At 43.0% G+C, this 13,295-nt stretch carries 17 protein-coding genes; 4 read left to right on the top strand and 13 right to left on the bottom strand.

Features of this window, described 5'->3' with window-relative positions; all coding sequences use genetic code 11:
* Nucleotide 1 precedes the first annotated feature (1 nt).
* The 4 genes from LKX84_RS07605 (at nucleotide 2) to LKX84_RS07620 (ending at nucleotide 2,239) form a co-directional block, all read left to right on the top strand.
* The gene (locus LKX84_RS07605) at nucleotides 2–769 is read left to right on the top strand and encodes an enoyl-CoA hydratase/isomerase family protein (protein WP_228236535.1); all 768 of its coding nucleotides are present in this window, start codon (nucleotides 2–4) and stop codon (nucleotides 767–769) included.
* 173 nt (nucleotides 770–942) lie between these two features.
* Nucleotides 943–1,203, top strand: coding sequence for a hypothetical protein (locus tag LKX84_RS07610; protein WP_228236536.1), 261 nt, complete (start codon nucleotides 943–945; stop codon nucleotides 1,201–1,203).
* On the top strand, nucleotides 1,200–1,466 hold the full coding sequence (locus LKX84_RS07615; RefSeq protein ID WP_228236537.1) for a type II toxin-antitoxin system RelE family toxin: 267 nt from the start codon (nucleotides 1,200–1,202) through the stop codon (nucleotides 1,464–1,466). The genes LKX84_RS07610 and LKX84_RS07615 overlap by 4 nt, the downstream gene beginning before the upstream one ends.
* 5 nt (nucleotides 1,467–1,471) lie before the next feature.
* Complete coding sequence (locus LKX84_RS07620) at nucleotides 1,472–2,239, top strand: UDP-2,3-diacylglucosamine diphosphatase (protein WP_228236538.1); 768 nt, start codon at nucleotides 1,472–1,474, stop codon at nucleotides 2,237–2,239.
* Here LKX84_RS07620 and LKX84_RS07625 read toward each other — a convergent pair.
* The 13 genes from LKX84_RS07625 to LKX84_RS07685 all read right to left on the bottom strand — a co-directional run bounded on the left by LKX84_RS07625 (nucleotide 2,236) and on the right by LKX84_RS07685 (nucleotide 13,139).
* On the bottom strand, nucleotides 2,236–3,492 hold the full coding sequence (locus LKX84_RS07625; RefSeq protein WP_228236539.1) for an MFS transporter: 1,257 nt from the start codon (nucleotides 3,490–3,492) through the stop codon (nucleotides 2,236–2,238). The genes LKX84_RS07620 and LKX84_RS07625 overlap by 4 nt on opposite strands.
* Nucleotides 3,493–3,498: 6 nt before the next feature.
* Nucleotides 3,499–5,187, bottom strand: coding sequence for a single-stranded-DNA-specific exonuclease RecJ (gene recJ / locus LKX84_RS07630; protein WP_228236540.1), 1,689 nt, complete (start codon nucleotides 5,185–5,187; stop codon nucleotides 3,499–3,501).
* 11 nt (nucleotides 5,188–5,198) lie between these two features.
* Complete coding sequence (locus LKX84_RS07635; protein ID WP_228236541.1) at nucleotides 5,199–5,879, bottom strand: lysoplasmalogenase; 681 nt, start codon at nucleotides 5,877–5,879, stop codon at nucleotides 5,199–5,201.
* Nucleotides 5,880–5,946: 67 nt separating this feature from the next.
* Nucleotides 5,947–6,369 (bottom strand): OsmC family protein, encoded by a 423-nt coding sequence (locus LKX84_RS07640; RefSeq protein WP_228236542.1) that lies wholly within the window; start codon nucleotides 6,367–6,369, stop codon nucleotides 5,947–5,949.
* An 82-nt stretch (nucleotides 6,370–6,451) separates the two neighbouring features.
* Nucleotides 6,452–7,027: a uracil-DNA glycosylase family protein gene (locus LKX84_RS07645; RefSeq protein WP_228236543.1), complete on the bottom strand. Its 576-nt coding sequence runs from the start codon at nucleotides 7,025–7,027 to the stop codon at nucleotides 6,452–6,454.
* Nucleotides 7,028–7,110: 83 nt separating this feature from the next.
* Nucleotides 7,111–7,584, bottom strand: coding sequence for a YHS domain-containing (seleno)protein (locus tag LKX84_RS07650; protein ID WP_228236544.1), 474 nt, complete (start codon nucleotides 7,582–7,584; stop codon nucleotides 7,111–7,113).
* Nucleotides 7,585–7,614: 30 nt separating this feature from the next.
* Nucleotides 7,615–7,968, bottom strand: coding sequence for a hypothetical protein (locus tag LKX84_RS07655; protein ID WP_228236545.1), 354 nt, complete (start codon nucleotides 7,966–7,968; stop codon nucleotides 7,615–7,617).
* A 9-nt stretch (nucleotides 7,969–7,977) separates the two neighbouring features.
* Nucleotides 7,978–8,328, bottom strand: coding sequence for a SnoaL-like domain-containing protein (locus tag LKX84_RS07660; protein WP_228236546.1), 351 nt, complete (start codon nucleotides 8,326–8,328; stop codon nucleotides 7,978–7,980).
* A gap of 75 nt (nucleotides 8,329–8,403) precedes the next feature.
* Complete coding sequence (locus LKX84_RS07665) at nucleotides 8,404–9,471, bottom strand: helix-turn-helix domain-containing protein (RefSeq protein ID WP_228236547.1); 1,068 nt, start codon at nucleotides 9,469–9,471, stop codon at nucleotides 8,404–8,406.
* A gap of 75 nt (nucleotides 9,472–9,546) precedes the next feature.
* A complete protein-coding gene (locus LKX84_RS07670) occupies nucleotides 9,547–10,674 on the bottom strand; it encodes a DUF819 family protein (protein ID WP_228236548.1) in 1,128 nt (375 codons plus the stop codon).
* A gap of 4 nt (nucleotides 10,675–10,678) precedes the next feature.
* Nucleotides 10,679–11,710, bottom strand: coding sequence for a succinylglutamate desuccinylase/aspartoacylase family protein (locus LKX84_RS07675; protein ID WP_228236549.1), 1,032 nt, complete (start codon nucleotides 11,708–11,710; stop codon nucleotides 10,679–10,681).
* Between the two features lie 30 nt (nucleotides 11,711–11,740).
* A complete protein-coding gene (rsmI, locus tag LKX84_RS07680) occupies nucleotides 11,741–12,412 on the bottom strand; it encodes a 16S rRNA (cytidine(1402)-2'-O)-methyltransferase (protein WP_228236550.1) in 672 nt (223 codons plus the stop codon).
* Between the two features lie 49 nt (nucleotides 12,413–12,461).
* Nucleotides 12,462–13,139, bottom strand: coding sequence for a hypothetical protein (locus LKX84_RS07685; protein WP_228236551.1), 678 nt, complete (start codon nucleotides 13,137–13,139; stop codon nucleotides 12,462–12,464).
* Between the last annotated feature and the right edge of the window lie 156 nt (nucleotides 13,140–13,295).

A 13,295-nucleotide genomic window follows, 5' to 3' on the forward strand; every position in this document is an offset into this window, starting at 1 on the left:
CATGTCCACAGATAGAGTCAACGGAAGTTTATATACCAAAATAGAAAACGGGATAGCCACTATTGAGTTTGGTCATCCTGCCAGTAATTCCTTTGTTTCCGAATTGTTGGACCGATTGACCAAGGAGTTTGCAAAATTGGCCGTAAACGATGAAGTATCCATTGTGGTCATTAAATCTGAAGGTGATCGTGCCTTTTGTGCCGGGGCTTCTTTTGATGAACTGGTGTCCATTTCCAATCTTGAGGAAGGAAAGCAATTTTTTAGTGGATTTGCCAATGTCATCAATGCCATGCGTAACTGTCCCAAACCCATCATCGGGCGGGTACAGGGCAAAACTGTTGGCGGCGGTGTTGGTCTTGCCGCGGCTTGCGATTATGTGCACGCCACTGTGGATGCCGCCATCAAACTATCGGAGATTTCAATTGGGATCGGTCCTTTTGTGATTGCCCCTGCCGTGGAACGCAAAATGGGCAAGGCTGCCTTGGCCGAGCTCTCTTTGTATCCCACGGAATGGAAAAACGCCTATTGGGCCAAAGAAAAAGGATTGTTTGCCAAAGTTTATGATTCCATTTCAGAGATGGACAAGGAGTTGGACATCCACCTTCAAAAACTGGCCACCTACAATCACGAGGCGTTGTCACAAATGAAAAAGGTACTTTGGGAAGGAACCGAGCATTGGGACAAACTGCTATTGGAACGTGCCGAAGCTTCCGGGAAACTGGCACTTTCCCCAAATACCAAAGAAGCACTGGAAAAGTTTAAAAAATAAGTTTTTATAAATGAGAAATATATTCCCCCTTTTGGCCCTGGTTGTAGTTGCAATTTATGTGGTCAACAGAATACGAAGCAACAGGAAGTTTAAAAGGTAATATTTTATATATAATATATGCAATATAATATTGCATATATTTGTTGATATAGAATTTGTAAATCATACCTTTAATGGAACATGTAAAAAAACTTGTTGAAGTCGATAAATCACTCGTGGTAAAGCTAAAGGTGTTGTCCGCCTTTGAAAATCTGAGTGTTAAGGCTTTGATGGAAAAAGCCATCATTGAGTATGTCAAGAAAAAAGAACTGGAACGCTTTGAAAAACTATCAGAAGAAGAGAAAGAAGACCTTGGGCTTCTACTTTTGATGCAACAGGCAGACAAAGAAGACTTTGTAAGCGAAGATGATGTCTTTAAAATGTTGGATGAATGAAAATCAAATATCTTAAATCCCTCGAAAAAGATTTAAGAAAGATCTCGGACACAAAAACAAAACAGAAACTAAGGCTCATCATTGAAGAAATAAAAGAAGCTAAAGTTTTGGATGAGATTAAATCCATAAAAAAACTGGCAGGACACCCCACTGCTTTTAGAATAAGGGTGGGCCAATATCGACTTGGATTTTATTTCGAAAACAATACCGTAATATTGTGCCGTTTCGTTAAACGAAATGATATCTATAAACTTTTTCCTTAGATAAATTGAAGAACATTACCCTGCCCAAAGGCAAAAAAGTCTATTTCGCTAGCGATAACCACCTTGGGGCTCCCACCCGAAAGGACAGCCTACCACGTGAAAAAACATTCGTGGCCTGGCTGGATTCCATTAAGCACGATGCACATGCCATTTTCTTGATGGGCGATCTATTCGACTTTTGGTTCGAATACAAGACCGTGGTGCCCAAAGGATTCACACGCACCTTGGGGAAACTGGCGGAACTATCGGATATGGGTATCCAGATCACCTATTTTGTGGGCAATCATGATCTTTGGATGAACGGGTATTTTGAAGAAGAACTCAATATCCCCGTATACCACAAACCCCAACAGTTTTTGATCAATAATACTTCATTCTTTATCGGGCATGGAGATGGTCTAGGCCCGCATGACAAAGGTTTTAAACGGATGAAAAAGGTCTTTACCAATCCCGTAGCCAAATGGTTTTTCAGGTGGTTGCACCCTGATTGGGGGGTTCGTTTGGGGCAACACCTATCCGTGAACAACAAAATCATTTCCGGGGAGGCCGATGCTACTTTCTTGGGAGAAGATAAGGAATGGCTCATCCTGTATGCCAAACGAAAACTGGAACAACAACATTACGACCATTTTATCTTCGGACACAGGCATCTTCCGTTGGAGATTCAACTCAATGAAAAATCTACCTATACCAACTTAGGGGATTGGATTTCCTATTTTACCTATGCCGTTTTTGATGGAGAAAAATTGACCTTGCAGAAATTGGATGCTTAATCTTTTTCGTGTTCGTCAATATCTTTTTGAAGGTCTAACCTTCTAAATGATGGCGAAATGATAGCGGTAGTACCCACCGTTAAAATGGTCATACAGCCTCCAAAGACCACTGCGGTCACAGTTCCGAACAACTTCGCTGCAAGGCCACTTTCAAAAGCCCCCAACTCATTGGATGAGCCCACGAACATGGAATTTACCGAAGCGACCCTACCTCTCATATTATCAGGTGTCTTCAATTGTAGGATAGTCTGCCGGATGATCATGGAAACCCCATCCACTGCTCCACTAAGGAATAATGCCACAACGGAAAGCCAGAACAACTCGGAAATCCCGAAAACGATGATACAGATTCCAAAGGCAAATACGGCCAGCAACAATTTTTTACCGGCATTTCTGTGCAAGGGAAAACGTGTGGAACCCAACATGGTGAGCGATGCTCCAATGGCTGGGGCCGCCCTTAAAATGCCAAATCCTTCGGAGCCAACGTGTAAAATATCCTGGGCATAAACAGGCAATAATGCCACGGCTCCACCAAAAAGTACGGCAATCATATCCAAGGTAAGTGCCCCGAAAATAGCCTTGCTGCCAAATACGAATTTGAGTCCGTCCTTCAAACTTTGGAAAACAGGTTCCCCGATCTTGGGGTTCAAAATGGGTTTTTTTGGAATTTGGAATAAGAAAAGGAGTGCCATCAATGAGAACCCGAAAATGACACACATGCTCCAATGCACCCCGATCCAACTGATGGAAAAACCCGCCAATGCAGGACCCAAAACAGAAGCCAACTGCCAAGTGGAACTGCTCCACGTAGCCGCGTTTGGATATATTTTTTTGGGAACGATCAACGCAATCAGGGAGAAAATTGTGGGACCTAAAAACGAACGGACCAAACCACCTAAAAACACCAAGGCATAAATAGAATACAAGATTTTTTTCGGAGCCCAAGACTCCTGTAATCCTGGCCAACTCAACACAAATAATCCCAGACTTATCAAGGAAAAACCCGCAATACAAATCACCAAAAGGTTGCGCTTTTCCCGTTGATCCACAATATGTCCTGCGAACAGGGCCATGCCCACGGCTGGAATTACCTCCATAAGTCCAATGATTCCCAAAGAAAGAGGGTCTTTGGTCAAGGAATACACCTGCCACTCAATTACAATGAACTGCATGGACCAAGCAAAAACCATGGCAAAACGAACCAATAAAAAAATATTGAACTCCCTATAGCGGAGCGCGGCGTATGGATCCATAAATGTCTAGCGAATGTCTCTTAGTTTCAGTTGAAGGCTCACCGTTCCGTTCCATTCATTTTCATCAAGCGAAAATACGGCATCGAAAGGTTTTACACTCTTCACTAGACCCATTTTATTTCCAAGATTGAACCCAATGGCACCGATGGGCGTTGACCCATTCTGATAGAGGGCACATTTCAAATGTTTTTCGTCTTCCCCAACTCCCCGTGCATAACCAGAGTCCTTGAGCCCTTCGGCCATAAAAACCGGGGTCATGTTCCCAGGACCGAATGGTGCGAACTGTTTTAGGATACGCATCAATTTAGGTGAAATTTGGTCCATCTCGATCTTGGCATCGATACTGATTTCGGGTTGCAACAATTGTGGGTCGATGGAGTCTGCCACCACTTTTTCAAACTGTTGCTTGAAGGTTTCGTACTGCTCTTCCACCAAGGTAAGCCCGGCAGCATACATATGTCCCCCGAACTGTTCCAAACAATCAGAGCATTCTTCCAAAGCGTTGTAAATATCGAACCCTTTTACGGATCGCGCAGAGGCGGCCAGTTTATCACCACTTTTAGTAAAGACCAAAGTAGGTCGATAATAGGTTTCGGTGAGTCGCGATGCTACAATTCCGATTACCCCTTTATGCCAGTTTTCGTTATAGACAACGGATGTAAAGCGCTCTTCTTCCTGGTTATTTTGAATTTGCAATAGGGCTTCTTCCGTAATTTCCTTGTCCAAACTTTTGCGCTCCGCATTGAACGACTCAATTTCTTGGGCATATTTTTGCGCAGTGGCCAAATCGGTTTCTTTCAATAAGTTCACAGCATGTTGACCGTGTTTCATCCTTCCTGCGGCATTGATCCTTGGTGCCAATATGAAAACCACATCGGTAATGGTCAGTTCTTTTTTATTCACCTGATCCAAGATGGCCGTAAAACCAATCCTTGGTGATGCGTTGATAACCTGCAATCCAAAGTAGGCCAGTACTCGGTTTTCACCCGTTATGGGAACAATATCCGCAGCAATGGCCGTGGCCACCAAATCCAGATAAGGTGTCAGTTGTTCTATGGTGATTCCTTTGGATGCTCCCAAGGCCTGTATCAATTTAAACCCGACTCCGCAACCGCAAAGCTCCTTGTACGGATAGGAACATGCCTCCTGTTTGGGGTCCAAAATGGCAACGGCATCGGGCAAAACGTCCCCTGGTCTATGGTGGTCGCAAATGATGACATCGATACCTTTTTCCTTGGCATATTGTACTTTTTCCACCGCCTTTACGCCACAGTCCAAGGCAATGATCAGGGAAATGTCGTTATCCTCGGCAAAATCGATTCCTTGGAATGAAATGCCATAGCCTTCAGCGTAACGATCGGGAATATAGGTGGCCACATTGGGATAAAACTCCATCAAAAAAGAAGACATCAGAGCAACCGAAGTAGTTCCATCCACATCATAATCCCCATAGACCAAAATGTTCTCCTCATTTTCTATGGCCTGTTCAATGCGAACCACGGCCTTGTCCATATCCTTCATCAAAAAAGGATCGTGCAAATCAGAAAGCTCGGGCCGAAAAAAGGTTTTGGCTTCTTCATAATTGGATATACCTCTTTGCAACAGCAATTGGGCAACGAGCTTTTCTACTTTGAGCTCGGCAGAAAGCTTGTCAATATCCTCTTGGGTAGGTTTAGGTTTTAGGGTCCAACGCATGTTTTACTTTGTTAGTTTACGACAGATTTGGGTGTTTCTTGGCTTTCAAATCTTTTGATTACCGAAAAAGTGATACAAGTATGGGCGAGGTAGTAGGTTGGCGTGATCAAAAAATCAAAAGTATGGTAATCCATAAATTCCTTGAAGGATATGATGGTATCCGAGAATAAAATCAAAATGATTCCAAACACATAGCTCCACTTAACCACTCCGTTTGCTTTCATCCCAACGGATGCCCCTAGGGAAAAACAGGAAATCAACAAATAGATTAAAGAGGCTACCATCAAAACCATATCGGTAAAAGTCGGGTACAACATCACAAAAAAGAAAGCCAAAAACCCTATCAGCACCATTGCAGTTAGGGTCCATTTGATCTTTCCGTTCATCAGCGCATAGGCCAAATACCCCACGTGGGCCAAAAAGAACAAGGCAATCCCCTTAACGAACATCATGCCTTCTCCGTTCATGTTGGAAAGGAACCAATCCCCGATGATGGAAAACAGGAAAGCGGCTACCAGCATCCAAATATCCTTGGACATTTTAGCTTGATGCAACTGGAACATTAATAAAATTATAATGCCCATTCCTGCAGTTCCAGATTTAAAGACAAAGTTGGACGTTGCCACTCCCAGTACTGCAAGCAAAATGGAAATCAACAACAACCCATAAACCCAATTTTTTCTAAGCCACATTTTACAATTCAATTAAATGTTGATGAATAAGAAAGGAACCTGGGGTTATTGTCCTTAAAATAAATACCTACTTGTTGTGGTACAAAATCTTGATGTCCAATTTGGCAAATTTTCGGAACATTTCCATCACGCCGCAGTATTTTTCCACGGAAAGGTCCACTGCTTTTTTCAGTTTGTCCTCCTTAAGGTCTGTACCATAAAAATGGTATTCGATTACTACGGAATCATAATATTTAGGATGCTCCTCAGTGAGGTTTGCAATGGTATCAATTTTGAAATCGTCCACATCCAATTTCATTTTTTGGATCAGGGAGGCCACATCCAAACCGGAACAGCCGGCCAATGCGGACAACATAAGGGCCTTGGGCCGCAATCCATTTCCTTCTCCACCACTATCTGGTCCTGCATCGATTTTAACTGTATGTCCTGATGGGTTTGTGCTTTCAAACGCCATTCCTCCTAACCAAGTGGTTGTGATATGATTTGTCATGAAATCAAATTTTTATTTCTAGTATAGTCCAAAAATACGATTAAAAAACCTCTTTCTATTATGGGTCCAGCCAAGTATGGTATTATGTGCCCAAGCTTTTCAATACCCTTGCCCGCAACTCTGACAACACTTTTTCTTCAAACCATGGGTTTTTGCTCAACCAAAATCGATTTCTGGGTGATGGATGGGGCAAAACAAAATATTGGGGCAGATACGTTCTGTAGTTTTTAACGGTCTCCGTTAAATTCTTCTGCATTTGATTCCCCAAGTAATAATGCTGCGAATGTTGCCCGATAAGTAGCGTTAATTTCAAATTGGGCATTTTCTCCAATAGAAGGGAATGCCATTGGGGTGCACATTCTGGCCGTGGTGGAAGGTCCCCGGATCTTCCCTTTCCGGGATAACAGAATCCCATGGGCATTTGTGCAATTTTAGTCTCATCATAAAACTCCTTATCCGTAACCCCCATCCATCTGCGCAGTTGTTTTCCACTTTGATCATCCCAGGGAACACCGGTTTGGTGGACTTTGGTGCCCGGAGCATGCCCGATGATGAGAATCCGTGCTTCAGGGTTTGCGGCCACGATCGGCCTTGGTCCTAAGGGTAGGTGTTCCTTACAAAGCGAACAATTTCTGATCTGTTGAAGTAGCTCGTTCATTATCTCATGTTCTTGTGGTATAAAACTATAAAAACGCCCCAACCTTACGGTCGGGACGCTTTCACACCCTATCACCAAAATAATTAATTATATGTGCCTTTCAAATTGCTCCAATTTTCATTGGCCTTTCCTACCAACTTCGCGTGGTTATTCTCTGCCAACCATAATTGTTGGGCATCCAACTCAAGATTATACAGATACAGGAAATATTTACCATCCTTTACAATGAATTTGTTCGGATCAGGTCTGAACTTTGCCCCAGCATATACCCCAAAGGCACAGTAACCACCATATTGGGGCAAATACTTGCTTGGGTTTTTGTCAAATTTCTTCTTCTGATCTTCATCGGTGAAATAATAGACAACCTTCTCGTGCTCCGATTTGAATTGTTTCAACCCTTTTTGAGCAATTCCTAGATCCAAATAGGAAACCGGGCTATAACCTTCCAAGGCTATATTACTGTTATCAATATTGTATGCTTTTTTGTCTTGGGCAACGGCCAGATTAATGCTAAAGGCCACTACCGCTAAAATTGTAATGTTTCGAAATGTTTTCATTGTTTGTGAAATTTTTAATTGTTGTTGTTTTTAATTGTCATTGGCACTTAGGGCCACTACCAAGAATACTACCGTTGCATTGAACCAGTAGTAAATGGCATCGATTCCTTCAAAACCGAAGGCAAAGGGGGCAATCATAAAGGTTACCGCAACCAAGAGGTCGATGGCCAAATGCCCATCAAAGGGAATCACCTTAAAAATGCTCAGTTTGTAATCGGTGAGCAAGCTTGCCGCAAATACAGTCAACCCTGTGGCCACGGAAAACCAGATTGCCGTGGCAGACGATTCTCCCAATCCCAATAAAAAGGGAGCGACCAACAGGCTCAATCCGGCCGTGTAATCGGCCACACCATGAAGCGTAGGTGTTATAAACCTTAATTTCATGATAGTGGATCAGGCATTAAAGTATTCCTCGTGGACCACTTTACCCTCCTCGTTCCAAACCCGTCGGATGATCTCGTGCCAATACACCCTACTGTTGTCCTTCATCAAAAAATCGAAGGTAAACTCAGAGGCCGATACGTTTCCATCCACGATGGTATGGTGCAGTTGTATGCCATTTACCCGAGCAATGGCACTTGCAAATCCGGTCATTTTTTCCACCATTTGTTCCTTTCCGGTCGTGGTCACCTGGTTGTAGTCCGAAGTATTCGCATCTTCGGCAAAATACTTCTCGACAGCTTCAACGATTGCCCCTTGTGCAACTATGCTGTCCATGGCTGTAGCTAGATTTTTAATATCCATTTGCTATGTTTTACTGATTAAACAATTTGTGTTGTAATTACATGGCAAATGTCTTGTAGCATGGGTGGGAAAGACCTACAAAAAAGGAGCTATCCCTTGTACTTTTTTGTTTTTGTACTGGGACGGGGTCTCCCCTGTGTTATTTTTGAAGAATGCAGAGAAATGATTGGGTTCCTCAAACCCCAATTGAATGGAAATATCTTTAATTGTCAATTCTTGTTGCAACATTTTTTTCGAAGTGCCGATCAATTCGTTTCTAATCAGACTTCCCAAGGTCTCTTGTGTTTTATCCCTGGTTTTTTTAGCCAGGGCCTTTACAGAAATATTCAATTTGTCAGCATAGAATTCCATTTGGTGTTCTTTCCTATGATGAGTACGGATAAGCTCAATCAAATTTTCCACAAACGTGTCCTGGTGTTCATAAGCAAAATTGTTTCTGAATTCAATCGGTGTATATCCCGTTCTTTTTTTGAATACCCGGTTAAAATAGGCCGGATCCTTAAAACCGACATCAAAGCAAACTTCCTGAACACTACAATCCGTAAAAACCACTTTCTTTTTGCCCTCCACCATTCGCTTTTCCTCCAACATGGAACGAGCTGTCACCCCAAGCTTTTCCTTTATGAGGCGGGAAGCATCCATTCCATTTCCATTGGCCAAATCATGTAGTTCCAAAGAAGTGAGATGTGTAGAAAACAATTGGTCGATGGATTCCTTTACGTCAAAAATGGATTCATATTCCGATTTGCTGGCATTAAAAGGGTTTTGATGGAACCATTGTTTCAAAGAGTGGTCTATAATTTCCATAGAATTGGTTTGGGATGCTTTTCCCGAAAGGTATTTTTCCAATGGCGATCCTTCCAGGGCATCAATATATCCCAAGGAAATCAGATGCTTAAACAAGACACGTACCTCCCTGTTCTCAAAAACCGTTTTACTGTGAAACTCCATTTTCTGGACGTGAAAATCATCCGATAAAAACTTGATGTATTGCCCTTTTTCCAAATAGATGACCTTGTCTTCCCAATCAAAGTAGTTTTTAAAATCCACCTGAATACCGCCCGATCCAGAAAGGATGTGCAACAACGTATATTGATTGATGAAATACACCTTATTCAGTTCCGGATTAAACAATTGGACCATCTTCCCATGCGTTTTTATACTTTGTCGTATTGGGATGTACTAGCTATCAAGATGAGCCAGAAGGTTTATGTCCTTCTAAAGAATGAGTTGCAGTAGATAAATGGTAAGCATACCCCAAAAAGTACCTGTGGCCATACTCAAAATGGCAAGGATGATGGCATGGGGCATCCAACTGAGTTTATACGCCGAGGTTACCGCCGGTGCAGTGGCAATCCCTCCCACGTTTGCCATACTGGCAATGGGCACCCAGGCCATGTTCACATTCAACATTTTGGCAATCATCACCATAAAGACAAAATGGCCCAATAGCCAAATCAGCAAGAAACCAAAAAAGGATAGATCAAAACCGAATAGGGCAAACTGGAGTTTCAATCCTAAAATCGACATGACCAACAATATCAAGATACTGCCCAACTTAAGAGTGAACCGAAAATTCCAGCGGGGCATAAAATTGCCCAGGGCCAAACCTAAAAAGGACAATATCACCACTTTGGCGACGAACAGTTCCAATAGAAAATTTATGGCAAAAACGACCAATAGCAATATGCCCACACACCACCAAGGCGACAAAAGCAAGCCTTTTTGTTCGTTGATCCTTTCGGGAATCTCGGTATCCGTTATCCTAAAAAGCTTGTTCAGTTCATTGCTTTTTTTGATGGTCTGGAACATCAAAACAGTCCACACATTGACCAAAATATTGTCCATGACCAACACGGAAAGAAAAACATCCTCTGGACAATTGACAAGTTCCTTAAGCACCAATTGGCTGGTACTGCCTCCTATCCAACTCCCCACAATGGGCGGCATGCCCTTCCAATACCCCTGTGCCGACAGGGTGTTGGCGACCAGTTCGGTTTCTTCAAAAAGGAAAACAAACAATACAGGGAAAAGGGATATGAACAATGATCCTGCCACAAAGACCACAATGGGTTTGTACCCGATGGACTTTAATTGGGACAAAGACAAACTGGCCATTACGGCAACGATTGCCAAGGGTATGAAAAAATTCTTGCTAAGGCCATGGATGCTGGATTGGGAAAAATCCCATCCAAATACATGACTGATAATGGCCGGAATGATATAGGAAAGCAAAATGGCAGGCACCCAATCGAAAATGGACTTGACCCATTTGTGTTCCCAACGGTCCAAAAAATAAATGCTGACCACTGTAAACACCGTTATGCCCCAAGGAATCCAATCCATGCCCTTATTCCAAAATACCCAAATGGATGATCCTACCCCCTGAAATATTGACCGGGTTGCTGCTTTTACCGATGACAACACCATCTTCAGGGGCGTTGACTTCTTCCACCACTGCACCAAATGGATCCTTTAGTATACCGATGTGGTCTCCCTTCTTTACCTTTTGACCCAAATCCACCAATACATCCAAATACCCACCTTTTTGGGTAAAGATCCAATACGATTTGGAACACACGTTTCTGGCAGGTGGAACGGTCACGGTTCCCTGGGTAAATCCAAGCCATTTTAAAAGATCGGTCACCCCTTTGGTGCCCCGTTCGATCATGTCTGCTTGGTACACTTGTGGATTTCCATATTCCAAGGTGATACTCTTTACGCCTTTGGAGATGGCATACGCCCGCATGGTCAATCCGCTGGCTTCGCCAAAACTGGCAACCCCTTTGTTGGAAACAATAATGTCAGGGTCCAATATTCTGAGCATGGTGGACAAGGTATCATCCTTCATATCACCACGCCCATACAAACTGTTTACCCGTCCGAAACTGGCCGTGTGCAAATCCACATGATAGTTCAACAAGGGAATAATCTTTTGGGCAATTTGATAGGCCATTTGTTGAGAACGATTGCCGTCTTTCTTCCCTGGGAACAAACGGTTCAGATCTTGTAGGTCGATGAATTCCCGTTGATTATTGGCAATGGCCAAGGGATTCAAGCCAGGAATGGCCACCACGGTCCCTTTCATTTTAGTAGCATCTAAAGAGGCTATCACGTTTTGAATGATGGGAATCCCGTTCAGTTCATTCCCATGGATGGAGGCGGTTAGTCCGATTACTTCTCCTTCACTGGATCCTTTTGCAATGATCACAGGAATCAGAATGGGATTGGAAAACCCATCATCCCCCAATTGAAGCCAAATTTTGTTTACGGAACCAGCCTTATAATCGGTTAGGTTGATTTGGTCCACAACAGGATATTTGTTTTGGGCGAAAATCGAACCACATATCAACAAAAAACAGACAAAGAGCTTGGTTTTCATAAGGTTGGTATTTAGAAATAAATATACTCTTTATTTCTTGCCACCGACCACAACCACAAATTCTCCTTTGGGAGGTTTTTCGGTAAAATGTTGAAGGACCTCTTCCATGGTGCCCCTCACGGTTTCTTCGTACAGTTTGGTCAATTCCCTAGAAACGGAAACAGGCCTGTCTCCTCCAAAATATTCCACAAATTGGGCAAGGGTTTTAAGCAGTTTATGGGGCGATTCGTAAAACACCATCGTACGGGATTCCTCTGCCAATTGTTGCAAACGGGTCTGGCGACCTTTTTTTATGGGCAAAAATCCTTCAAAGACAAAACGGTCGTTCGGGAGTCCACTGTTCACCAAGGCGGGCACAAAAGCCGTGGCACCGGGCAAACACTCTACCTCAATATTATGTTCCACACAAGCGCGGGTCAATAAAAATCCAGGGTCTGAAATGGCGGGAGTTCCCGCATCAGAAATTAGGGCGAAGGTGGCTCCTGCCTTAAGTTTTTGCACCACAGCTTCCACCTGCTTGTGCTCGTTGTGCATGTGATGGCTTTGCAGCGGCGTGCCGATATCGAAATGCTTGAGCAGTTTGCCACTGGTTCGGGTATCTTCCGCCAACACTACATCAACTTCCTTCAGCACCTTAATGGCCCGAAGGGTCATATCTTCAAGATTTCCTATCGGTGTTGGAACCAGATACAATTTTCCCATACACCAAAGGTACTAGCTTCTTGTTAAAATGAAATCGGAAAAATGGAAATTAGGCGAACCTTCTTTCAATCAATGAAAAGAATCGGGCCTCATATTCTTCCTTGCCCTCCCAGTTGTTGTACTCCGGTTTTACCATATTGTTGATAAAGGAAATGGAACGCTCCTCGGTATCGATGGTATTGAGTTGCGACAACACTCGGGTATAATCTTCCATGCTATTGTTGAACAGGTGCTTTACAAAAGCGAGCCTATCGTTCAACCCAACTTGAAGGTCCTTTCCCAATTTATCGTTCAAGGATTTTGAAGGATTGGAGGAAGCAACATTTTTAGGGGTCACAATATCCCTGTCATTTTTAACGTATTCCGGTTTTGCCACAAACTCAGCAAACACTTGTTCCAAAGCGGTTTCCGAAGGCATTTCCGAGACCATATCGCGGATGGTATCCATTCCAGGGGTAATAATGTCCTCTTCATGTGGATTGCTCTCCGGTACGGCAATGTTTCCGCTCAACACCGCATTCGCCATTTTCTCGAAACGGGTAGCAATCACATTTTTGGAAACATCGACCTGTACATCGGCCAATTTTTCGTCAATAAATTTGAGAACGGCCAACTTTTCATAAATCTCCTTGGACTTTTCATATAGTTGGGTAAGGTCGGAATCTTCCCTTGCCGTGATGATCTCTGTAGATAGTTTTATCAATTCTTCCCGCAATTTCCTGATCATAGCTAATTTGTTTCCTATAAAAATAAAATCATTTTGCCAATCCCCCTATGAACAAAAGGTTAAAATTCAATTGAAAGAGAGGGGTACATTTTTTTACTAGCTTTGTGCTTGTCCCAATATAACGGGAAAACACACAATTTCTTTCAAAAATACAGT

Origin of the sequence: Allomuricauda sp. M10 (assembly GCF_020782875.1) — a bacterium.
Classification (GTDB): Bacteria; Bacteroidota; Bacteroidia; order Flavobacteriales; family Flavobacteriaceae; genus Flagellimonas.